The sequence below is a fragment of the Brevibacterium sp. SIMBA_078 genome (genome assembly GCF_046534565.1).
Taxonomy (GTDB): domain Bacteria; phylum Actinomycetota; class Actinomycetes; order Actinomycetales; family Brevibacteriaceae; genus Brevibacterium.
This window is the reverse complement of sequence record NZ_JAWRYQ010000003.1, coordinates 628,464-652,027: the sequence shown is the minus strand read 5'-3', so window position 1 is coordinate 652,027 and position 23,564 is coordinate 628,464. Positions and strand designations below refer to the sequence as shown.

At 64.6% G+C, this 23,564-nt stretch carries 18 protein-coding genes; 8 read left to right on the top strand and 10 right to left on the bottom strand.

The window, feature by feature from the left end; genetic code table 11:
* Window positions 1–293: 293 nt before the first annotated feature.
* On the top strand, window positions 294–1,343 hold the full coding sequence (locus tag SB749_RS14825) for a DoxX family protein (RefSeq protein WP_410710970.1): 1,050 nt from the start codon (window positions 294–296) through the stop codon (window positions 1,341–1,343).
* Window positions 1,344–1,422: 79 nt separating this feature from the next.
* On the opposite strand, the gene SB749_RS14820 is transcribed toward SB749_RS14825, so the two are convergent.
* Window positions 1,423–2,532 carry a DUF6882 domain-containing protein gene (locus tag SB749_RS14820; RefSeq protein ID WP_410710969.1) on the bottom strand — a complete coding sequence of 370 codons (1,110 nt, stop codon included), beginning with the start codon at window positions 2,530–2,532 and terminating at the stop codon, window positions 1,423–1,425.
* Between the two features lie 215 nt (window positions 2,533–2,747).
* Between SB749_RS14820 and SB749_RS14815 the strand changes: the two genes are divergently transcribed.
* The 5 genes from SB749_RS14815 (at window position 2,748) to SB749_RS14795 (ending at window position 10,751) form a co-directional block, all read left to right on the top strand.
* On the top strand, window positions 2,748–4,481 hold the full coding sequence (locus SB749_RS14815) for an ABC transporter ATP-binding protein (protein WP_410710968.1): 1,734 nt from the start codon (window positions 2,748–2,750) through the stop codon (window positions 4,479–4,481).
* A gap of 1 nt (window position 4,482) precedes the next feature.
* A complete protein-coding gene (locus SB749_RS14810) occupies window positions 4,483–6,603 on the top strand; it encodes an ABC transporter ATP-binding protein (RefSeq protein ID WP_410710967.1) in 2,121 nt (706 codons plus the stop codon).
* Between the two features lie 403 nt (window positions 6,604–7,006).
* The gene (locus SB749_RS14805) at window positions 7,007–8,716 is read left to right on the top strand and encodes a hypothetical protein (RefSeq protein WP_410710966.1); all 1,710 of its coding nucleotides are present in this window, start codon (window positions 7,007–7,009) and stop codon (window positions 8,714–8,716) included.
* Window positions 8,717–8,983: 267 nt separating this feature from the next.
* Window positions 8,984–9,478, top strand: a complete 495-nt coding sequence (locus SB749_RS14800) for a peptidoglycan-binding domain-containing protein (RefSeq protein ID WP_410710965.1) — start codon at window positions 8,984–8,986, stop codon at window positions 9,476–9,478.
* Between the two features lie 490 nt (window positions 9,479–9,968).
* Window positions 9,969–10,751 carry a hypothetical protein gene (locus tag SB749_RS14795; protein ID WP_410710964.1) on the top strand — a complete coding sequence of 261 codons (783 nt, stop codon included), beginning with the start codon at window positions 9,969–9,971 and terminating at the stop codon, window positions 10,749–10,751.
* 126 nt (window positions 10,752–10,877) lie between these two features.
* On the opposite strand, the gene purQ is transcribed toward SB749_RS14795, so the two are convergent.
* From purQ to purD, 9 genes are all read right to left on the bottom strand, one after another.
* Window positions 10,878–11,615: a phosphoribosylformylglycinamidine synthase subunit PurQ gene (gene purQ / locus SB749_RS14790; protein WP_410710963.1), complete on the bottom strand. Its 738-nt coding sequence runs from the start codon at window positions 11,613–11,615 to the stop codon at window positions 10,878–10,880.
* On the bottom strand, window positions 11,612–11,869 hold the full coding sequence (gene purS / locus SB749_RS14785; RefSeq protein WP_410710962.1) for a phosphoribosylformylglycinamidine synthase subunit PurS: 258 nt from the start codon (window positions 11,867–11,869) through the stop codon (window positions 11,612–11,614). Before purS ends, purQ begins: the two co-directional genes overlap by 4 nt.
* A gap of 115 nt (window positions 11,870–11,984) precedes the next feature.
* Complete coding sequence (locus SB749_RS14780) at window positions 11,985–13,406, bottom strand: NAD(P)/FAD-dependent oxidoreductase (RefSeq protein ID WP_410710961.1); 1,422 nt, start codon at window positions 13,404–13,406, stop codon at window positions 11,985–11,987.
* Between the two features lie 125 nt (window positions 13,407–13,531).
* On the bottom strand, window positions 13,532–14,395 hold the full coding sequence (locus SB749_RS14775) for an ABC transporter permease (RefSeq protein ID WP_139470423.1): 864 nt from the start codon (window positions 14,393–14,395) through the stop codon (window positions 13,532–13,534).
* Window position 14,396: 1 nt separating this feature from the next.
* Window positions 14,397–15,335 (bottom strand): ABC transporter permease, encoded by a 939-nt coding sequence (locus SB749_RS14770; protein WP_410710960.1) that lies wholly within the window; start codon window positions 15,333–15,335, stop codon window positions 14,397–14,399.
* Window positions 15,332–16,495 carry a spermidine/putrescine ABC transporter substrate-binding protein gene (locus SB749_RS14765; RefSeq protein WP_410710959.1) on the bottom strand — a complete coding sequence of 388 codons (1,164 nt, stop codon included), beginning with the start codon at window positions 16,493–16,495 and terminating at the stop codon, window positions 15,332–15,334. The genes SB749_RS14770 and SB749_RS14765 overlap by 4 nt, the downstream gene beginning before the upstream one ends.
* 1 nt (window position 16,496) lies before the next feature.
* Window positions 16,497–17,684 carry an ABC transporter ATP-binding protein gene (locus tag SB749_RS14760; RefSeq protein WP_410710958.1) on the bottom strand — a complete coding sequence of 396 codons (1,188 nt, stop codon included), beginning with the start codon at window positions 17,682–17,684 and terminating at the stop codon, window positions 16,497–16,499.
* 15 nt (window positions 17,685–17,699) lie between these two features.
* Window positions 17,700–19,418, bottom strand: a complete 1,719-nt coding sequence (locus SB749_RS14755; protein ID WP_410710957.1) for an amidohydrolase — start codon at window positions 19,416–19,418, stop codon at window positions 17,700–17,702.
* 356 nt (window positions 19,419–19,774) lie between these two features.
* Window positions 19,775–22,015, bottom strand: a complete 2,241-nt coding sequence (gene purD, locus SB749_RS14750; RefSeq protein ID WP_410710956.1) for a phosphoribosylamine--glycine ligase — start codon at window positions 22,013–22,015, stop codon at window positions 19,775–19,777.
* A 33-nt stretch (window positions 22,016–22,048) separates the two neighbouring features.
* On the opposite strand from purD, the gene SB749_RS14745 reads away from it, so the two are divergent.
* Together SB749_RS14745 and SB749_RS14740 are read left to right on the top strand one after the other, a co-directional pair.
* Window positions 22,049–23,167: an asparaginase gene (locus tag SB749_RS14745; RefSeq protein WP_410710955.1), complete on the top strand. Its 1,119-nt coding sequence runs from the start codon at window positions 22,049–22,051 to the stop codon at window positions 23,165–23,167.
* Window positions 23,167–23,562: a sterol carrier family protein gene (locus SB749_RS14740; RefSeq protein ID WP_410710954.1), complete on the top strand. Its 396-nt coding sequence runs from the start codon at window positions 23,167–23,169 to the stop codon at window positions 23,560–23,562. Before SB749_RS14745 ends, SB749_RS14740 begins: the two co-directional genes overlap by 1 nt.
* Window positions 23,563–23,564: the final 2 nt, after the last annotated feature.

The window sequence follows — 23,564 nt, the reverse complement described above, 5'->3', positions numbered from 1 at the left end:
GTAGCTAAGCCCATTCGCGCTGATGGTACTGCAACTTGGTGGTTGTGGGAGAGTAAGTGACTGCCGCAATATTTTTTGGTGGTGATGGCCTCGTCCAATGTTTTGGGCGGGGCCATTACTGTATTCACCAACGAATGCGGTGGGTGTGCTTGGTGCTACCTGGCGGGGGTACTGCTACCTGGCGCGGGGTTGCTGCACCCCCGCCAGGTAGCAATAGGGGAGGGGGTTGTCTTTTGGAACAGTCCGGAGAACCCTACTTAGGGACAAGTCGTTTTGTCAGTAATGTGAACATTATGACGACGAACGATACTCCACTGCACGTTCAACCAGCAGAGCCGGACGCTCAACAGGCTCGTTCACGGTCGCGCTGGATCGGTATCCTCTGGGCCCTGCATTGGCTGCTGCGCATCGGATTGGCGATCGCGCTCCTGCCCTACGCCTGGACGAAGATCTTCCACGTTCAGATGGGCTATGCGGACTACGCCGACGCATTAGTCCAGTACGGCGAGATGAGCCCGATGGGTCTGCTGTGGCGTTTCACGGCGTTCTCCCCGACCGTTCAATTCCTGGCGGGTCTGGCCGAGCTTCTCGCTGTCATCCTGCTGCTCTTCCGTCGTTCTGCCTGGCTCGGCGCACTCATCGCGGCTCTGGACATGAGCGTGGTCTTCCTTCTCAACCTGACGTTCGACGTGCCGGTGAAGCAGCTCTCAGGAGCGATGGCCCTGGTCGGTCTCGTCCTTCTCATCCCCAACGTGCCCCGAGTCGCGAGATTCGCACTCGGGCGCAGCGTCGGGCCGGCGGTCAGCGGCCTCATCTGGCAGAACCGGATCTTCGTTCGTATCACCCGCTGGGTCTCCCCGATACTCGCTGTCGTCATCATCGTCGGCAGCGGACTGGCCACCGGAATCAGTCTCAACTGGGGCCGCCCTGGGACTCCTGAGGAGATCTCAGGCGTCTATACCGTCACCGCGTCAGGCAAGCCTGCCCCGATCGAAGGCACCGACCATACAACCGCAGACATCACTCAGATCGCTTTCGGGCAGATAGGCTCAGGCAAGGGCAAGAGAATGAGCGTGCGGTACTCCGACGGGGACTTCCAGGACGGTGTCTACAGCGTCGAAGGCCAGTCGATCACAGCGAAGCCCTATCCCGTCCGCGAAGGAGCTCAGGCGCTTATTCGCGATCCCTCCGGCACGGTTGAGTTCCGGTACTCGAAGGTCGGAGAGTCGGAGCTCTCTCTTCAAGCAGCGGACTCGGAACTGACGCTGCGCAATGACGAGGAGCGAAGGTTCCTCTTCGACCGAGGCTTCCGCTGGGGACCCGAGACGCCCGTCAACCGCTGAAAGCCGATGAATTATGTGGGGCCCCGCCGATCGGCGGGGCCCCAAGCATCCTTCAGGGATCCAACAGCTCAGCGGCGCATCAGCGTCCGAACAGCTTGGAGAACAGACCCTTCTTCTTCGGCTTGGCCTCCTTGCTCGGCTCTTCCTCGATCGGAGTCTCCGCCTCGGCGGGCTCGACAGATTCGTCTCCGAGCGGCCGCTCGTCTTCCGGCTGGTGCTGTCCGCGTGCGGCGTCCGTAGCCTCCGCCGCAGGCTCTGCAGCTTCGTCGTCCCGAGCCTCGGCCGCCGGGGCCGATTCGGCTGCCGGCTTCTCGTCCGGCACGGATTCTGTGGGCGCAGCTTCCTCTGTCTGAGCAGGCGTCGGTGTCGCGGGGGTCGCCGCAGGTGGTGCGGCAACCTCCTTCGCAGCGGGAGCGGACGTCGAATCGGTCGTACGTGAGGTGGCGGTCGCCTCGGTGGGGGTGCCTGTGGGTTCCGCAGCGGCGTACTGTTCGGCGGCCTCGCCCTCCAGTGGTGCATTCAGGTCGCAGTTGGAGATGCGACGCTGATCGTCGAAAGACAGGTCGGCCGAGCCGTCGGCGAACAGCATCCGCAGGCCACCCTCGGGGAGCTCTGCCGTCGGAATGCCGCGTTTGGCGACGTACGCTTCGATGGCCGCGCGGTGGTCGGTCACCGTCGTCTGCGTCAGTCCCTGCATGAGCGCCCTCACAGAGACCTTGACCTGCGGTGCGGGCAGGGCGATCTCGGCGGCATCGACGAGGAGCCAGACAGTGGTCCCGGCGCCGGCGGCGGCAGGATAGTGGGCCCACTTGTCGGTGGCCTCCTTCGATGCCAGGGTCAGCCGCAGTGCGAGCTCCTCATCGAGGGAGAGCTCAGGTGTCGTGAGCTCGCTGACGTCCTCAGCGGCTCCGAACTTGCGCACCTCGTGGGAGAGCCCGACGACGGCATCGGGGAAGTCATTGACGTTCTCCCAACCCCACAGCCACGTCTTCTCCCTGCCTGACTCCGATCCGAGCAGATGCGGCCGGGTGCGCAGGACGGCGCCCTCGGCCGACGTGAACGTCAGGTGCGGGTCGGAGCTGAAGTCGACTTCCCACTCGGCGTCGGCGATGAGCGCACCGAAATGCGTCTGCACCTCCGTCGAATAGAAGACGGCACGATTGACCAGGTCCTGCAGAGTTGAGCTCATGCTTTCAAGCGTATGCGGGAGCGCCGGAGAATCGAGGAGGCACGCGGTGTGGATGCCGTGTCAGTGCCTCATGATGAGGTAGAGGTCTCAGCAGAACGGCCCGATCCGTCGTTCGATCATCTGTCTCTCGAAGGAGAATTCATGTAAGGTATTCTGTTGCGCTTCGCAACTCTCACGACTCCATCATCAGTCACTCATCACTCAGGACGTTCAACGTGGCATTACTCCGCCTGTCCCTGAAATACGCCAAAAACTACTGGCCGTTCATCACTCTGGTCGTGATCCTGCAGCTTGCCTCGACCATCGCAGCACTGTACCTGCCCAGCCTCAACGCCCGGATCATCGACGAGGGAGTCGCCAAGGGCGATACCGACTTCATCTGGTCGACGGGCATGACGATGCTGCTCGTCTGCCTCGTGCAGGTCGTCACTGCGATCACCGCGATCTACTTCGGCGCCCGCACGGGAATGGGCGTCGGCCGCGACCTCCGCAGAGCCATCTACCGTCAGGTCGACGACCTGTCGATGCTCGAAGTCGGAAAGTTCGGATCCGCCACCCTCATCACCCGCAACACCAACGACGTCCAACAGGTTCAGATGCTCGTGCTCATGACCCTGAACTTCATGGTCTCGACACCGATCATGTGCATCGGCGGCATCATCATGGCCCTGCGGGAGGACGCCGGGCTGTCCTGGCTGGTGTGGGTGTCCGTGCCCGTCCTGTTCATCGTCGTCGCCATCCTCGTCTACCTCCTCATGCCGCTGTTCCGCCGTATGCAGGACCAGGTCGACGACATCAACGGAGTTCTGCGCGAACAGATCACCGGCATCCGCGTCATCCGTGCCTTCGTCCGCGAGCCCTTCGAAACCGACCGCTACGCCGATGCCAACCGTGCCCTGACCGAAACCTCGGTCAAGGTCGGCAACCTGTTCGTGCTCATGTTCCCTGCCATCATGATGATCCTCCATCTCGCGACTGCCGCCGTCCTGTGGTTCGGCGGCCACCGCGTCGACGCCGGACAGATGGAAGTGGGATCGCTGACCGCGTTCCTGCAGTACCTGCTGCAGATCCTCGTGGCCGTGATGATGGGCGTATTCATGATGATGATGATTCCGCGCGCCGTCGTCTGCGCCGAACGCATCGCAGAGATCCTCGACACCCGCAGCACGATGACCATCCCGGCCGGTGTCACGGAGCTGCCCGGTCGCGGTGAGCTCGAATTCCGCAATGTCACCTTCGGATATCCCGGCGCCGAAGTGCCGGTGCTCGAGGGACTGAACTTCACAGCCCAGCCCGGAACGACGACCGCGATCATCGGATCGACCGGTTCCGGCAAGTCGACGATCGTCAACCTCATCCCCAGACTCATCGACCCGCAGGTCGGTGAGATTCTCATCGACGGCACCCCCGTCACCGAGTTCAATCGCCACCAGCTGGCCCAGCTCATCGGTCTGGTGCCGCAGAAGCCGTACCTGTTCTCCGGCACAATCGCCTCGAACCTGCGCTTCGGCAATGAGATCGCCACCGATGAAGAGCTGTGGGAGGCCCTGCGCATCGCTCAGGCCGACGACTTCGTGTCCGAGAAAGAAGACAAGCTCTCAGAACGCGTCGCCCAGGGAGGCACGAACTATTCCGGCGGTCAGCGGCAGCGTCTGTGCATCGCCAGAGCCCTGACGGTGAAGCCGCAGATCTACGTCTTCGACGATTCGTTCTCCGCCCTCGACGTCGCCACCGACGCCCGCCTGCGTGCCGCCCTCGACGACTCGACGGGGGAGGCCACCGTCATCGTCGTCGCCCAGCGAGTATCGACGATCCGGGACGCCGACCAGATCATCGTCCTCGAGGCCGGGAAGATCGTCGGCCGCGGCACCCATGAGGAACTCGCCGAGGCGAATCCGACCTACCGCGAGATCATCGAGTCCCAGCTGACCACGGAAGAGGTGAACTGACATGGCCGACAACAACTCAACCGAAACTGTGGTGGCGGGGGAAGACGAATACATCCCCAGCGGCGAGGAACTGGAGATGAGCGGAGGCACACCTCCGCGCAAGGCCAAGCACTTCTGGCCGTCGGTCAAGCGTCTGTTCGGACTCATGGCCACGGAGAAGAAGGGCATGCTCTACGTCGTCGCGCTCGTCGTCGCCTCCGTCGTGCTCACCGTCATCGCGCCCAAGGTCCTCGGCAAGGCGATGGACGTCGTCTACTCCGGAGTCATCGGGGCTCAGCTGCCCGCTGGTGCGAACATCGACGACATCATCGCCGGGGCCCGTGCCGAGGGCCGAGACGACTTCGCCGATATGCTCGCCACCGCCGAGGTGGTGCCCGGGCAGGGAATCGACTTCACGGCGCTCGGTCAGATCATCATCGCCGTTCTGCTCATGTACCTCGTGGCCTCGATGCTCATGTGGGCGCAGGGGTATATCCTCAACGCCCTGGTCATGCGCGTGGTCTACCGTCTGCGTGAGGACATCGAACGCAAGATCAACCGGCTGCCGCTGCGCTACTTCGACACCCGTCAGCGCGGCGATGTGATGTCGCGAGTGACCAACGACGTCGACAACATCCAGCAGGCCCTGCAGCAGGCATTCTCTCAGCTCGTGCAGTCGGCGCTGACGATCATCGGCATCGGTGTGATGATGTTCATCGTGTCCTGGCAGCTCGCACTGCTGGCTCTCATCGCTCTGCCGCTGTCGGCGATCATCGCCGGTGTCATCGGCACCCGTTCGCAGAAGCTGTTCAAGGCACAGTGGAAGCACACAGGCGAGGTCAACGGGCACGTGGAAGAGTCGTTCTCCGGTCTTGACATCGTCAGGGCCTTCGGCCGTGATGAGGTCATGCTCGAGGAGTTCGACCGTCGCAACGAATCGCTGTACAAGGCTTCGGCCGGAGCTCAGTTCGTCTCCGGCATGATCATGCCGTCGATGCAGTTCGTGTCCTACCTCAGCTATGTCCTCATCGCCGTCGCCGGCGGCCTCAAGGTGGCGACGGGACAGATGACGCTCGGTGATGCGACCGCGTTCATCCAATACTCGCGCGAGTTCTCGCAGCCGATCTCCGAAATGGCCGGTGTGGCGAATATGCTCCAGTCCGGTGTCGCCTCAGCGGAGCGGACCTTCGAACTGCTCGACGCCGAGGAGGAGGACCCCGACGAGGTGAAAAGGGAGCTGCCCCCGCGCACTCCGGGCAAGGTCGAATTCTCCGAAGTGAGCTTCCGCTACGCTCCGGAGACGCCTCTCATCGAAAAGGTGTCCTTCACCGCCGAACCGGGACATACGGTGGCGATCGTCGGCCCGACCGGTGCCGGCAAGACAACCTTGGTCAACCTCGTGATGCGGTTCTACGAGATCACGGGCGGCACCATCTACCTCGACGGCATCGACACCCGCGACCTCAGCCGGGCCGACCTCCGTTCACATGTGGGCATGGTGCTCCAGGATGCGTGGCTGTTCGAAGGCACGATCGCCGACAACATCCGCTACGGTCGGCTGGGCGCCACCGATGAGGAAGTCGTCTCAGCCGCGAAGGCGACGATGGTCGACAGGTTCGTGCGCCAGCTGCCCGACGGCTATGACACCGTCATCGATTCCGACGGCGGCAGCGTCTCGGCCGGCGAACGGCAGCTCATCACCATCGCCCGAGCGTTCCTCGCCGACCCCTCACTGCTCATCCTCGACGAGGCGACCTCCTCGGTCGACACCCGCACCGAGGTGCTCGTGCAGCAGGCGATGGCAGCGCTGCGAACCGATCGGACGTCGTTCGTCATCGCCCACCGGTTGTCGACGATCCGTGACGCTCACACCATCCTCGTGATGGAAGACGGAGCGATCGTCGAACATGGCAACCACGAGCAGCTGCTCGCGGCAGAAGGCGCCTACCACCGGCTGTACATGTCGCAGTTCCGCGGAGAGGACGCCGAGGAGCATTTCACTGCCGAGGTGCTCGCCGAAGCCGAGGCCGGTGCGCCGGTCGACGAAGCTGCGGCCTCCGCCAGCGACAGCGCGGACGGGCCGGATGCCGAAGGCGAAAGCCCCGAGGCGCCGGCAGAGGAAGGCCGCTCTCCGCAGGCCTGATGGCTCCGGACAGTGGCAGGGTCCCCGAGCTTGAGCTCGGGGACCCTGCATCGCATTCACCGCAGAAATCAGATGGTGAACGGAGAATCCGACATAACGTTTTTCAGGGCGTGAATGCCGAAATCGATCCAAATGTGACACAGTTCTGACCGTCTTGCCGTGCAGCTCATCGGCCTCGAACAGAAGTTGCTGTGCAGGTGAGAGCGCAGCCTGTGGGACGAACACGTGGTGCGCCATAATCAGGCTGAGCAAACAATATTGCGAAGTGATAAACATTCGGCAAAACACCTCTATCACTTCTGTCATGACCTAAATGAACAAAAGTCGTGCGCTCTCCTCTGCCTGCGTATGGTCCAAGCCATAACTGAAGACGGCAACCGACCAGAACTCTGGAAGGACCATCATGAAACGGTTGGCAATGGCGGCAACGTTCGCTCTGGCACTCTCCCTCGGAGGATGGGGTCAGGCGGCCGCACAAGCAGATGAGCGCACAACTGCGCAGGCGGTCGACGTCCAAGCCGCAGGAGAAGCAGGAAACGGCGACGCAGAATCTCCGGGAACGGAGGACCCGCCCACGGACCCTGGTGGCGACGACGCTGATCCCGGCACACCCACCGAACCCGGTGACGGGGAGGAATCGACCGATCCAGGAGGCGACGAGAACGCAGCCGATCCCAGCGACGGTGAAGAGGCGGCTGACCCTGGCGAAGGCTCGGACGAACCGACCGAGGACTCGACCCCGATCGAAGCCTCGTTCTCACTCGACCAGTCGTCGATGCCCGTCGACGAGGCAGCCGAGGCCATCCCGTACACCATCACCGGGCTGAAGGCCGGAGACACCGTCACCGCCGAACCCGGAGAGAACGGCTCAATCACCGTCGACAGTGACGGAACGTTCAACGGAGAGCTCCGGGGCAACACCGAGCTCAAGGTCGGCGACGTCGTCGATGTCACCGTGACCGTCGCCCGCGACGGCGAGGAGTCGAAGACATTCAGCGGCAGCGTGGAGATCACCGACAGCCAAGATGACTCGGATGCGGCCGTCAGCGTCGACCCGCAGAGCCAGGGGATCGACTCGTATCTCGACAACGGTGTCGACATCACCGTAAGCAATTGCGAGGCGGGCGAAGAAGTGACCGTCACCATCGTCCGCAAGGGCGAAGATACGAACATCTGGGAAGAGACGAAGACCGCCGGCGATGACGGTTCGGTCTCCACATCGTTCATGCCCGGCACCGGCGGTGATGGATGGATCGGTGACTTCGTGGTCAGCGCAGAATGCGGTGACATGACCGCGGAGACGACGTATTCCGTCACTGAAGACGACGACAGCTCCGATGCGGATCTCAGCGTCACCCCGGAGAGCCAGAAGCTGGCCGACTTCCTCGAGAACGGTGTCAACATCACTCTCGTCAACTGCCACGTCGACTCCGAGGTGAAGTTCCAGGTGAGCTCAGCGAAGGACCCCGACACCGTGATCTGGGACGAGTCCCAGGAAGCCGGTGAGGACGCAGCCGGGTCCGTCCAGTTCCTCCCTGACGGTGACGGCGGCAAGGGCTGGGTCGGTGAATTCATCGTCATGGCCTCCTGCGGCGACAATAGTGCAGAGACTACGTTCACGGTCACCGATGACGGCAGCGTCGTCGACCCCAAGCTCTCGATCAACCCGGAAAAGATTTCGGGAAAGGACTTCATCGACCGAGACCAAGGTGTGCAGCTGATGGTCAACGAATGCGCACCGGATGCTGAAGTCCACTTCGAGGTCTACTCCGGGGACAAGAGCGAGAAACTCTACGAACAAACCGCGACGACCAATGAAGAAGGAACGGCCGGAATCCACGTCTACGGTCTCGGGGATGATCCCGCGTACTACGTCGGGACTTACCAGGTCTTCGCCGAATGCATGGACGTCAGCAGGTCAGGAGAGTTCGAAGTCACCGGCGGCGAGTCCGGTGGCGGCAACGGAGGAGACTCCGGCGAAGCCGGCGGATCCGGGGGCGGTTCGTCGATGCCTCGCACCGGTGCCGAACTCACCGGTCTGACCGCAGGTGCTCTGCTCATCCTCGGCGGTGGAGCAGCCATCGGCCTGGCACGCCGGAAGAACAAGAGCTGACAGTGACCGGCGACCCGTCGGGTTGGTGATTCCACCCGGCCCGACGGCGAGAAGCGGTCCTGGCGGAAGCGATCGGCCCCGGTTCCTCGACTCCTGGTCGAAGAACCGGGGCCGATCTGTGCTGTCCTCACAGGCAGTGCCGACCAGTTCGCGTGCACGCCCGTTGAGTCTCGTCGGAGCCTTGCCGGTGCAGGAACAACGGGCATTAGCTTGGTCGTCGTGGAGGCAAGGAAGCTTCCACGAAACCGATGAACGAGGAGCACAATCATGTCCAATCCCGGTCAGCCCGAAATCAAACGCGGCGATAAGGGCACCGCGGTCCTTCGCGCCCAGCGAGCTCTGCGGAGAACTCCCGATCTCAGCGTCGCAGTCGACGGTGATTTCGGACCGGACACCGAAGCGGGGGTCAAACGGTTTCAGGAGAGCGCCGAACTGACGGTCGATGGCATCGTCGGAAAGGACACCTGGGAAGCACTTCCGAACGGTGGTCCGATGCCTCTGCTGAAGACGGGGTCGAAAGGCGACGTCATTCGCGACCTGCAGAAGGTGCTCATCTCTGGTGCAGGCAGCGGCGATTGGCCGTCGCCGGGCGAAGCCGACGGAGACTTCGGGGCCGGCACGAAGGAGTCTGTGGAGGGCTTTCAGAAGTGGGGTGCCGTCGACTCAGACGGCATCGTCGGGGACAGAACCTGGGCTGTCCCACTGCACGCCACGAACAGCTCTCTCGAGACCGCCGTCGGACTCGACTGGGCCGAAGACTGAGTCCGGCCAGGTTGCTGCTGACAGTTCTAGTCCCCTGCTTCCGAAGTCGCGAGCAGGGGACCGCGGCCTGAAATCTCCGAAATCGGCAATAACAATTCAGCCTGCCGAACTCTGCGGAGTGATGACGATGTGATCGACAGTCTGATCGCGGCCTGTGCAGCCGTATCAGCTTGCCTCAACCGGAGCAGCCAGCTCCGAACCAACCTCGCTGGAGCAACGGAGATGACCAGGAACGACAGCGCCGCCTCGGCGAGAGTGCCGCTGTGGGCGGTGCGTGATTCTGAACGACGGCTCGGCGTTCGAATCGGCAGGTCACGTTGACGTCACGGAACAGGTCGGATTGCTGTTTCGAAGTTGTCATGACCACAATGTTCAGAACTCCACAGATCCCTTTCGTCGTGACTACGGTCGCACCACAACCGAATACGGCCGTTCAACCCGGCGCCGCTTTCAAAGCGTCACCGGCAAGGATGAAAGAAGGATGATCACTATGAAGAAGCTCGCACTCGCCGTGACCGCAGCCCTCGGCATCTCTGCCCTCGCAGCCGGACCGGCGGCGGCTCTGAGTCTCGACGCCGCACCTTCGGGCTCTGTGCCAACCGACGAAAGTCACTCGAGCGAATCTGGGGCAGCAGAGGAGGAAGGGTCGGAGGATGACCCCAAGTCTCACGATGAAGATCTGGCGCTGAGGTACGCGACGATGACACTGTACGAGGTCGCGCACGGCAAGGGAATCGAATACACCGTCGACGGGCTCAAAGCAGGGGACGTCGTCACCACCAGTCTCAACGACAAAAAGTCCGTTGTGAAGAAGGACGGGCCGTTCGACGGCTCGGTTGTCGTGGATGAGGAACCGGACGTCCCGACAGCCCTTCCGTTCATGGTCTATGTTGAACGCGACGGCGAGAGAGTGAGGGAGATGTCCACCAGTGTCGGCCTCATGGCGGACGGCGATCGAGGTGAATACGACGATGGCACTCTGTTGATGAACCCAGAGGAGGACACGAACGACACGGCTCTCGGCACCGACGGAGTCAATCTCACAATGGTCAACTGCTCGGCCGAAGACGAGGTCGTGTTCCGCGTGTTCAAGAAGAACACGGATGGTCAGACGAAGGTCTGGGAAAAGCGCCAACTCGCCGGTGAAGATGAGTCCGCATCGGTCCGATACATAGCGGATTCAAGCAAGGACCTGTGGGGCAAATACGTCATCACTGCAGAATGCGGCGGCCTCGAAGACTCGGCGCCGTTGCAGGTGTACATCGACGAATAGAGGTCCGTGATCACTCAACCCGCAAATAGAATGCAAACGACGCCAGGTCCTCAACTCAGAACAGTGCCTCTGAGTTAAAGACCTGGCGTCGTTCGTCTGTCGGTGCCTCAGGGACCGCCGGCCGGTTCAGCCCTTGGCGACGAGCGTGCGCACGGCCGAGGAGAAGAACCCCTGACCGTCGATTCCGCCGCCGGACTCGGGGCCGAAGCCGGCCTCAACGGCGTGTTCGGGGTGCGGCATGAGGCCGACGACGTTGCCTGCTTCGTTCGTGATTCCGGCGATGTCGCGCAGAGACCCGTTCGGGTTGAAGCCCTGGTAGCGGAAGACGACGCGTCCGGTGGACTCGAGCTCGTCGAGCACCTCGTCGGTGGAGACGAACCCGCCCTCACCGTTCTTCAGCGGAATGCGGATCGTCTGACCCTGCTCGTAGTCGCTCGTCCACGCGGTGTTCGCGTTCTCCACGACCAGGTCCTGGTCGCGGCAGACGAAATGCTGGTGATCGTTGCGGATGAGCGCACCGGGCAGCAGACGGGACTCGCAGAGGATCTGGAAGCCGTTGCAGATGCCGAGCACCGGCATACCGGCATTCGCCGCAGCCACGACGGACTCCATGATCGGAGCGAATCCGGCGATTGCGCCGCAGCGCAGGTAGTCACCATAGGAGAACCCGCCGGGCAGGATGACGGCATCGACTCCGGACAGCGTCGAATCCGCATGCCACAGGTTCACCGGGTTCGCACCGGCGAGACGAACGGCGCGAGCGGCATCGCGGTCATCGAGAGTTCCGGGGAACGTGACGACTCCGACGGAGACACCGGACTCAGGCGTCGCCTCGGCGGTGGGATCAGCCGCGACAGCGGTCACGATGCGTCCTCGGTCACGCGGACAGCCACAACGTTTTCGATCACGGGGTTCGACAGAAGCTTCTCTGCGGCTTCGCGTGCCTGGGCGAGGACCTCCTCGGTGGCTTCGCCGTCTACCTCGAGTTCGAACCTCTTGCCCTGACGAACCTCACCGAACCCGGTGAAGCCCATACGGGTCAGTCCGCCGGAGATCGCCTTGCCCTGGGGGTCAAGGATCTCGGGTTTGGGCATCACCTCAACGACGACACGTGCCATGCGTGTACTGCTCCTTTGTGAAAGTGTTCGGGAGTTCCTCCCGCGCTCACCCAGAGTCTACCAACCACGGCCGGATTCCCCGCCCGCGGTCCGGTTGTCGGACAGGCCGGAGCCCTCAGGAATCGAAGCCCATGCCCACTGCATCGAGGACCTTGAGCAGAGGTCCGCGACGGCCTTCGTTCTCATCGGCCTTGATCAGCGCATTCGTCGTCAACTTGATGCCCAGCCACGCCACCGGCTCTGGCGGGAACGGCAGGGGCAGCTTGCGCACCATCTCGAGCTCGGTCAGCTCGGTGTCCTCGCCGGAGAGCAGATCGAGCATGACCGTTCCAGCGAACCGAGACGCACCCACTCCGAGCCCGGTGAATCCCGCAGCCATGGCGACCTTCTTCCCATAGGCACTGGTGAAGAACGAGAAGAACCGTGAACAGGTGTCGATCGGTCCGCCCCATTTATGGGTGAACTTCAGCCCGGCCAGCTGCGGGAAGGTCTCGAAGAAGTGCTCGGCGAGGGTCTCGAAGGTCTCGGGTCGCTGATCGTATCTCCACGACACCTGCCGCCCGAAGTGGTAGACGGCGTCCCAACCGCCGAAGAGGATCCGGTTGTCAGCGCTCAGCCGGTAGTAGTGGAAGCGATTTGCACAGTCGCCGATGCCCTGACGACCCTCCCACCCGATAGAGGCCATCTGCTCGTCGGTCAGCGGCTCGGTCATCAGCGCATAGTCGTAGACGGGAACCGTATGCAGACTCACCCGTTTGAGCAGCGAGGGGAACACATTCGTCGCCAACGCCACCCGCTTCGCCGTGACCTGGCTGCACGGAGCTGACGCGCAGTCCTCGAGGGTCTCCGCGGTCGCGCGGGTCTGGACTCGCACGCTCGTCTTCGCGTCGCTGACATCGGTGACCTTCGTGCCCTCATAGACCTCGACACCGAGTTCGCGGATGACCCGCAGCAGCTCCCAGCACAGCTTCGCCGGATGGACCAGCGCAACCTCGCGGGAATCCCACAGCGCACCCTTGTACGTCGGCGACTTGACGATCCCTGCGAGCTCCTGCTGGTCGAGGAAGATGAAACCGGAATCGGTATCGTGGGCCTCACGCAGCTCGGCGACCTGGTAGTCCTCGGTGGCGACATCGAGTTCGCCCGTGCGTTCGAACTCGACGTCCATCCCGTACTTCGCCACCGCTGCTTCGATGGCGTCGAGGTTCTCCCGGCCCAGCTGCGCGAGCCGATCGTTCTCCTCCGGCAGGTGGGCTTCCCCGTTGTCGTAGCCGTGAGTGAGGCTGGCCGCGCAGAATCCGCCATTGCGCCCCGAGGCGGCCCACCCGATCGAGTTCGCCTCGACGAGCACGACCCGACGGTTCGGGTCCCGCTCCTTGGCCTGCAGAGCAGTCCACAGACCCGTGAACCCGCCGCCGACGACGAGGAGGTCGGTCTCGCGGTTCTCCTGCAGCGGCGGCAGCGGCTCCGGACGGAGATCGGTGTCGAGCCAGAACGGGACGGTCGAGGCGTCGGCCAATGCGGCATTGACGTCCATGTCACTTCACTTTCTTCGCAGTGCGGTCGGTGGGCACTCTGCCGGATAGGCAGGTGCGGGGTGGTGCGGAACGGCGGGCCGGCGCGAGCCGGCGAACTTCGGGGCCGCCTCGGTGATGGAGTGCCTCATGCGGCCATCGTCTTGATGATCTCCGTGGCGTTGCCGCCGGCCTTGCGCAGGACGAAGCCGACGAAGCCGAGTGCGGCGAGGGTGAGGACGAACATCACCGTCGACATCGCCGCGACCTCGGGGCGCAGAGCCACGCGGACGGCGGAGAAGATGTAGACCGGCCACGGGGTGTAGCCCGGCTGCTGGACGAAGCTCGAGAGAATCGTGTTGTCGAGGCTGACGGTGAACGACATCAGAGCACCGGCGAGGATGCCGGGGGCCGCGATCGGCAGAGTGATGTCCTTGAACCGGTTCCACGGGGTGGCGCCGAGATCGGCGGCGGCATCCTCGAGCTGGGTGTCCATTCCGGCGAGGCGGGCCCTGACGATGAACGTCACGATCGCCATGGAGAACATCGCGTGCGAGATGATGAGCCTGACCAGGCCGTTGTTGAGCGGTGTGATGCCCCAGTCGACACCGACGGTGACGAACCACGGCAGGAACGAGATGCCGTCGACGATCTCGGGCGTGACCAAGGTCAGTCCAAGGATCGCGGTCAGTCCGAGCGCCCACCAAGCGCCCCTTCTGGCCCTGGCCAGAGCGACTCCGCCGAGGGTGCCGAAGATCGTCGAGACGATGGCGGTGCCGACGGCTGCCTGCAGGCTCGTGACGATGGAGGAGACGATGATGTCGTTGTTGATTCCGCTGATATAGGCGTGCAGGCCGAAGCCGCGGAAGTTCGCGAGCACCTTGCCGTTGTTGAACGAATAGGCGATGATCACCGCGATCGGCACGAACAGGTAGACGAAGACGAGGATGCCCCAGACGTGCAGGGCGATATCGGTCGGTGTCCGACGTGCGAACGTGTTCTTCTTCGGCATCTCAGGCCCTCCCGTCATGCAGCGGAACACTGTTGAGTTTGGCCGTGATCGCCTGCCCGAGCTTGAGCAGTGCGAAGCCGACCCCGACGACGGCCAAGGTGGAGATGATGAGGATCATCGCCATGGCCGCTCCGACCGCCCAGTTCTGTGCGGTGTTGAACTGATTGGCGATGAGCTGACCGACCATGGAGCCGCTCGCTCCGCCGAGGACGGTCGCGGTGACGTAGTCGCCGTTGAGCGGGATGAACACGAGCAGGCAGCCGGAGACGACTCCGGGCATCGCCATCGGCAGCGTGACCCGCATGAAGGTCTTCACCTTCCCCGCGCCGAGGTCGTAGCTGGCCTCGCGCAGCTTCTCGCCCGAGGCATCGATGGCGACGAACAGCGGCAGGATCATCAGCGGCAGATAGTTGTAGACGACGCCGATCTGCACCGCCGTCCGCGTGTAGAGGATGTCGAGGGGGCCGTCGAGCAGCCCGAGCCCCTGCAGCCAGTTCGACAGGAACCCGTCGGGGGAGAGCATGATCTGCCAGCCGAGGGTGCGGACGAGGAAGTTCGTCCAGAACGGCACCATCACCAGGGCCAGAGCTAATGACCTGCGGGCGGGTGCAACCTTGATCGCCAGCCAGTATGCGAACGGCAGGGCGATGATCAGGCACAACAGGGTGCCGAGCAGCGAGATGCGCAGCGTCGCGAAGAAGGTCGAGACGAAGCTCGCGCTCATCGCCTCCGGGTACCGACCGAACGACAGGCGATCGGTGGCGATGGCCGTGAACTGGTCGGGCTTGTATCCGAAGCTGTAGAAGACGATGAGGGCGAGGGGAATGATGAAGAAGAACAGCGCATAGGCCCATGTCGGAAACGACATGGCCGCCGGGCCGAAGAGCTTCGTCGCCGGCTTCTTCGGTCGTGGCTGCTGCGGTCGGGTCTGAGTGCTCATGCTCCGCTCCTGGCCTGGGCGTCGGTGAGGATCTTCGTCCGGATCTGATCGGCCGGAGTCTGCTTGCTCGGTTCGAGTCGGTCGAGGACCTTCTGTGCAGGGAAGATGAGGTCCTGTTGGTCGAGGTCGGCCTTCTTCGCCTGCTCGGCCAGGCCCTTCGTTCCGATCGGGTAGCCGATGTAGTCGAGCTGGTCGACCGCGGTGTCCGGCGAGAGCATGTGGTTGATGAAGGCGTGCGCGGAATCCGGGTGCGGGGCGCCGGTGGCGATCGCCCAGCAGTCCATCCACAGATTCGCCGAGGGGGTCGGAAAGACGAACTTCCAGTTCTCCGGGTCCTTGACCTCGGTCAGGCCCTGCCTGGCATCGCCGTTGAAGGCGTGCAGAAGGGTGAAGCTGCCCTGGATCATGCTCGTGGCGGCGTTGCCGACATAGGCCTTCACGTTCGGGGCCAGGTCATCGACGATGATCTTCCGAGCCTGGTCGAGCTCTCCTTCGTCCTGGGTGTTGAGGCTGAAACCCTGTGCGGCCAGGGCGATCGCCGAGACCTCCCATGGGTCCTCGAGCAGTGCGGTCGTGCCGGCCGCTTCCTTCTGCGCGGCGTCGAGGAAGTCCTGCCAGCTCGTCATCTCCCGGTCGATATTCTTCGTGTTGTAGACGAACCCGGTGGTGCCCCACGCCTTGCAGATCGAGTACGTGTTGTCCGGATCGAAGTACTGATGCGTGAAGTTCGGGTCCATGTGCTCGAAGTTCGGGATCAGGCTGAGGTCGAGCTCCTGGAGCAGGTCATGTTCGAGCATCTGCGGAATGTTCGACCCCGTCGGCACGACCACGTCGTAGCCGGACGTCCCGCGCGAGGTCGAGAGCTTCGCGACGAGCTCCTCGTTCGACCCGTAGGCGTCGACCTGGACGAGGATGTCGTTCTGGGATTTGAAGGCGTCGAGAAGTTCTGGGTTGTCGTAGTCGCCCCACGAGTAGAGGTTGAGCTTCGATTCGAGCTTTCCGTCGGTCGGCGGCGATGCCGCCATCTTCGTGGTCTTCCCACACGCGCTCAGTGCCCCGAGTCCGACGACGCCGAACCCGGCCAGCAGCGCTCGCCGGCTCAATCTCGCCGAGGCGGCCCGCGGGGCCAGGAACGTCACATCGGGTCTCTGCCGAACCATTTCAGGCACCGCCTTCGAGGAGGGACGTGACCGCGTTCGGCTCACGGTCGTACACGGCCACGGCGTCGGCGTCCCAGCTCAGCTCCACCTCGGTGCCGGCGCTGATCGGCTCCCGCCCGGCGGCAGGCACGCGGGCGAGGAGCTCATCGTTGTCGCCGACGACGATCATGTACTGGATGACATCGCCGAGGAACGAATACGAGATGACGGAACCGCGCGCCGTGTTCGCCTCCCCGGAGTTCTCGCCCGCCGGGGCGACGTGCATTCGTTCGGGACGGACGGCCGCGCGCACTCGGTCACCGACCTCGAGATCACGTGGCTCTCCGGCGGCGGTGGCCGGTCTGAGCGTCCGCGTCGGGGCAGTGAGCACGGCGTTGGCCGTGCGCAGGGTCACGGCCGACGAATCGGTCGACGCCACCTCGGCGGGAATGAAGTTCTGTTTGCCGATGAAGCCCGCGACGAAGCCGTTGTGCGGATTCGCGTAGATGTCCTCACCGGACCCGATCTGCTGGATGACTCCGTCGTACATGACGACGATGCGATCGCTCATCGCCAGTGCCTCATCCTGATCGTGGGTGACGAAGACGAAGGTCGTGTCGAGCTTCGTGTGGAGGCGTTTGAGCTCGAGCTGCATCTCCTCACGCAGCTTCCTGTCGAGTGCCGACATCGGCTCGTCGAGGAGGAGGACCTGCGGGCGATTGACGAGAGCACGGGCCAGGGCGATGCGCTGCTGCTGACCGCCGGAGAGCTGCTCGGGCTTGCGTCCGGCGAAGTCCTCCATCTGCACAAGGGCGAGGGCGTCGCGGACCCGCTGCGCGATCTCCGGTTTCGGGACCTTCGCCTGCTTGAGCCCGTAGGCGATGTTGTCGGCGATGTTCATATGCGGAAACAGCAGGTACGACTGGAACACCGTATTCACCGGACGGCGGTGCGGCGGCAGAGACACGATGTCCTTGCCGGCGAGCAGGATCGCACCGTCGGTGGGCGTTTCGAAACCGGCGATCATCCGCAGCAGGGTGGTCTTTCCGCAGCCGGAGGGGCCGAGCAGGGAGAGGAATTCGCCCTTGCGGACGCTCAGATCGAGGCGTTCGATGGCGGTGTTGTCGCCGAAGACCTTCTTCACGCCCTGGATCTCGAGATGGTCGAGTCCGGTCTCCGCGGAGGGCAACGAGGTGGCTGTACTGGTCATGATGGCCTTTCGTCTTCAGCTGGCTGAGCCGGTGGTGGTCGTGGCGGACGGCGTGGTCGGTGCCGGCGTGTGAGGCGGCAGGGCGTCGTGGACGATGCGCCCGTCGCAGATGGTCAGTTCGTTCGTGATCCCCGCGATATCGGTCGGCGGCAGCGTGAAGGGGTTGGCGCTGGCCAAGGCGAGGTTGGCCGGCTGACCGGGGCGGATGCAGCCGTTGTCGGCCGAACGCAACAGGTGTGCCGAACCCGCGGTGTAGGCACGCAGCGCCGTCATCAGGTCGATCGCCTCGTCGGGCAGCAGCGGCGACTCATCCGCGGCGGTCGGGTGCGAGCGGTTGAGGGCGACATGGATCGCGTCCCACGGGTTCGCCGTCGACACCGGCCAGTCCGAACCCATCGCCAGATGGGAACCGGTGCGGTTGAGAGACCCGAAGGGATAGAGCCAGCCGCTGCGCTCGGCGCCGAGGAAGGGCAGGTTGAGGTCGATCATCTGCTCGTCATGGCAGGCCCACAGCGCCTGCAGGTTCGCAGTGACGCCGAGTTCGGCGAAGCGGGGAACATCGGCGGGATCGACGACCTGGACATGGGCGATATGGTGACGGCGTTCGCCGGGCTCGGCTGCGCTGGTCGTCCCATGGCCGGCGGTGCTCTGGCTGCGGACGGCCTCGAAGGCGTCGAGGGCGGCCTTGACCGCGGCATCGCCGATCGCATGGCAGTGAATGTCGAAACCGGCCGCATCAAGGGCCGCGAACGAGGCCTCGAGGTGGGCGTGAGTGAAATAGCTCGTTCCGAATCCACCGCAGGTGCACGTATATTCCGTCGTCATCGCTGCGGTCCGGGACTCGACGATCCCGTCGAGCATGAACTTCACCGAGGTGGCGCGGAAGCGACCGTCGACGCGCGCGAGATCGGTCAGTCGGGCCACCTCGGCGTCGATGTCCTCGACTCCGCGCGGCCACCACAGGCTGCCGACGACCTCGGACCGGAGTTCGCCCGATTCCGCTGCCCCGACGTAGGTGTCGTACGGGTCGCGGTGGCCGCCGTAGTCGCCGACGATGGCGTCCATCCACGCGGTCACACCGAGGGAGTTGAGGTAGCGCTGACCTTCACGCAGACCTGCCAGGACTTCCTCATCGGAGGCGGCGGGAACGTGGGCGGAAACGAGGTCGATGGCCGATTCGTGCAGGCACCCGGTGGGTCGGCCCGCGGAATCGGCAACGATGACGCCGCCGGCAGGTGCCGTGCACGTCTCGTCGAGTCCGGCCGCAGCCATCGCCCGCGTATTCACCCAGGCCGAGTGGTGGTCGGCGCTGAGCAGGATCGCCGGCCGATCGGGACAGACCTCGTCGAGGATGTCGGCGGTCGGGTCACCCCCGGGGAAGTGGGCCATCGACCATCCGCCGCCGATGACCCAGTCGTTCGCGGGGTCGGTCGCGCCGCTGTCACGGGTCGTCTCGGCGACATAGTCGCGGATCATCTGCAGCGCCGCCTCGAGGCTGTCCGCTCCGCTGATATCGCAGGCCAGGGCCTCCTGACCGCCGAAGGTCGTGTGCACATGCGCATCGATGAAGCCGGGAGTGAGCAGTTTGCCGGCGGCGTTGATCGTGCGCGACGCAGGCACAGCTGCAGGTCCGGTGCTGATCTCGGTGATGATCCCATCGCGGATGCTCACGCGATTCTCGGGGCGCAGAGCCTCACCGTCGAAGATCGCGACGTCGAGGATATCGAGGTCCAATGCTGCCTCCCGACTGAAGTGTCGTGTCAGAGGCGGATCGCAGAGCCCGCTCTCTGAGTGTGTTGTGGATCACTGTGAAGTCACCTTAGCGGAACTTCCCCCGCGATTCCACTGATTCCGTTGCAGAAATGTGCGTCAAGTGAGGGAAACTGCAACACGGATTGTCAGTAGCGCTGATTCAGCGTCTCACACTGCGATATTCGCACAGGAGTCGTTGGCGGCTCGGCTGTCGGCGAAGGCGGGCGGCGGCGAGAGGTCGCTGGCTGACGCGGGCCGGAGGAGGGGACGACGAAGCCGCGGGGCACCGACTTGTCGTCGATGCCCCGCGGCTTCTGTGGGATTGAGAGCGGAGCGCTTCAGCCGGGGAAGGTCTCCCCGGTGAGCTTCTCGAATGCCTCGATATAGCGGGCACGGGTCTTCTCGACGACCTCAGCGGGCAGTACCGGGGGAGGAGTGTCCGATGCCTTGTCCCAGCCGGACTCCTCGGTCAGCCAATCGCGGACGAACTGCTTGTCGAAGCTCGACTGAGCCTTGCCCGCCTCATAGCCCTCGGCGTCCCAGAAGCGGGAGGAGTCCGGCGTGAGCACCTCGTCGCCGAGCACGATCGTGCCGTCGGCCAGGGTTCCGAACTCGAACTTCGTGTCGGCGAGGATGATCCCGCGCTCCCGGGCGATCTGCTCGGCACGCTGGTAGATCTCCACGGTCAGGTCGCGCAGCTTCTCCGCGGTCTCGGTCCCGACGGTCGCGGCGACGGCCTCGAAGCTGACGTTCTCATCGTGCTCGCCGAGCTCAGCCTTCGTTGCCGGAGTGAAGATCGGCGGCTCGAGGCGATCGGCCTCGACGAGTCCGGCCGGCAGCTGGATGCCGCAGACCGATCCGGTGGCCCGGTAGTCCGACATTCCCGAACCGGTGAGATAGCCGCGAGCTACGCATTCGACGGGGAACATGGAGAGGTTCCGCACGATCAGACCTCGACCGGCCACGGCCTCTGGCACATCCGAGCTGATGACATGATTGCCGATGACATCGGCGAGCTGATCGAACCACCACAGGCTCAGTCCCGTGAGCACCTTGCCCTTGTCCGGGATCTCCGAGTTGAGCACCCAGTCATAGGCGGAGATCCGGTCCGAGGCGACCATGAGCAGCTGTTCGGCACTCGCGGCATCGACGGCGTCGGCGGGAATGTAGAGGTCGCGGACCTTCCCCGAGTACATGTGCTTCCAGCCCGGCAGCACCGGGGCGACCGGTGCGGGGGCGGCGTATCCGGAGGCGAGCTCGATACGTCCGGCGGCGGCCGCCTCGGCGATATCGGTGCGGTGCTGCTCACCGTCCCACTTGATCTGGTCGACCGCGGCATAGGCCTTCCCCCGGGCATCGTCGAGGTCGTCACCGAGCGAGACGACGGAGAGCACGCGGCCGCCGGAGGTGACGATGTCTCCGGTCTCGGCGATGTCCTTCGTGATCACGGCGTCTTCGGGGGCGAATCCGCCGCTGGGACCGGTCGCGAGTTTCGTGCCCGCGTGCAGGACGCTGATGTCGGGCAGGGTCGCGGCGGTGTCGAGTCCGCGGATGATGTCTCCGGTGCTCGGCGTGCCCGGGTAGTTCTCGGCGGCCATGACCACGGTCACCGAGGAGCGCGGATCCCATTCGAGGGGTGCGGTCTCGTTCAGGCGGCCTTCGGCAGCGGCGAGCAGCGTCTGGCCCAGGGAGCTGGACAGGCGGGCGAGCACCGACTGGGTCTCCGGATCGCCGAAGCGGACGTTGAACTCGATGACGCGCAGGCCCTTCGACGTCAGCGCGAGTCCGCAGTAGAGGAGTCCGGTGAACGGAGTGCCGCGGCGGGCCATCTCATCGACGACCGGCTGGGCGACGGTGTCGATGATCTCGTCGACGGTGCCGGCAGGCAGCCATGGCAGCGGCGAATACGCGCCCATTCCGCCCGTGTTCGGGCCGGTGTCACCGTCTCCGATGCGTTTGAAGTCCTGCGCCGGAGCCAGCGGCACGGTGGTCTTTCCGTCGCAGAGGACGAACAGGGAGACCTCGGGGCCGTCGAGATAATCCTCGATGACGACCCGGTCGGAGACCTCGAGGCAGGAGCTCGCATGCGTCAGCGCGGCGTCGAAGTCATCGGTGACGACGACTCCCTTGCCGGCGGCCAGGCCGTCGGCCTTGACCACGTGCGGGGCACCAAATTCGCGCAGCGCGGCCGCCGCCTCGTCGGTCGAATAGGCGACGACGGTGCGTGCAGTCGGCACGTTCGCGGACTCCATGACCTCCTTCGCGAACGCCTTCGAGCCTTCGAGGTGCGCGGCTTCGGCGCTGGGGCCGAAGACGGGGAAGGAGGCTTCGCGCAGAGCGTCCGCAACTCCGGCGACCAGCGGGGCTTCGGGCCCGATGACGACGAGATCGACGTCGAGGGTCTCAGCCAGCGCGGTCACGGCGGCGGCATCCGAGGCATCGACCGCCTCGGTGTGGGCGATCTGCGCGATACCGGGATTGCCGGGAGCGGCGATGACGGCGTCGACCTGCGGGTCGCGCGAGAGAGCGAGGACGAGGGCGTGTTCGCGGGCGCCCGAACCGATGACAAGAACCTTCACGCCACCAGCCTAAAGGGTCGTAGGCTTGAGTGCGTGACCTTCTCGACATTCACCCCCGCACAGGCCGCCGAGCTCGCCGTCGTCGAGCGCTCCGGCTTCATCGAATCCCGGCACATCGGGTCCGCGGTCGTCCTCCACCCGGAGGGATCTCCGCTGATCAGCCTGGGTTCCCCCGAGGCTGCAGTGTTCACACGCTCGAGTCTCAAACCGCTGCAGGCGATCGCCGCGATGAGCCTCGGAGCACAGCTGACCGGTCCCGCCGCGGCCTTGGCCGCCGCCTCGCACAAGTCCGAAGCCGGGCACGTCGAGGTCGTCGAAACGATGCTGGAGACAGCAGGGCTGAGCGTATCCGACCTGCAGTGCCCGTCCGCCCATCCCGCCGACGGCGCCTTCCGTCGTCAGTTGCAGGAGGAGGCCCGGGCCGCTAGGGAGGTTAGCACCGACCCGCGCTCGCCCCTGTACTTCAACTGCTCCGGCAAGCACGCTGCGTTCCTCGCCGCCGCTCGCGCCATCGGCGCCGACACCTCGACCTACCTGTCCCCGGATCATCCCGTGCAGCAGAAGGTCGCCGAGGTGGTCGCCGCCTTTGCGTCCGAAGAGCCGTCCGCGGTCGGCATCGACGGCTGCGGAGCCCCCGTGTTCGCGCTCAGCCTCACCGGTCTGGCGCGAGCCATCGGCCGGGTTGTCCGGATGGGCAGCAGCGATGACACAGAGAAGGAGGGAGCGTGGGCTGCCTACGAGAGCGAGGCTCGCACCCTCACCGAGGCGGTCTTCGCCGACCCATGGACGATCGAAGGCCACGGCCGACCGAATTCGACCGTCATCGACCGACTCGGCGTCTTCGCCAAGGGCGGGGCCGAGGGCGTCATCGTCATGGCCACCCGGACCGGGTACGCCGTCGCCGTGAAATGCCTCGACGGAAGTTCCCGGGCCACGGGACTTGTCGCCCTGACCCTGCTCCAGCGGGCGGGAGCGTTCGACGCCGAACCGGGAGCCGCCTCGGCGCCGGAGGGCGACACTGTGGACGCCGTGATCGCAGCGATCACGGACCGGGTCACCGGGGGCACGGATTCCGAGGGGCGGACGAACGTTGTCGGACGCCTGGAGCTCGGGGAAGATATTGCCACAATCGGTGAGAGGAAGAGGGACTGATGGCGATTCGCAGAAGGATCGACCCCGTTCAGGGACGCAGCGCACTCGAGATGTGGCTGACGCAGGCGAGGCTCGACGCGGCCACGGCCGACCGATCGACCACCGCCACCGCCGTGCGCTTCACCCTCGAAGAGCTCGCCTCCCGCGCCGAAGGCAACAGCGTCGAAGTCCGGGTCCCGCCGTTCGGCGTCACCCAGTGCATCGCCGGTCCCCGGCACACCCGCGGCACCCCGCCGAACGTCGTCGAGACCTCCGCCGAGGTGTGGCTGGGCCTGGTCACCGGACGCACCGTCTTCGCGACCGCGCTCGCCGCCGGGGACATCGATGCCTCGGGAACTCGAGCCGACCTCGGCGATTTCCTGCCCCTCTTCACTCCTGCAGAACTCGAGGCCTGAGC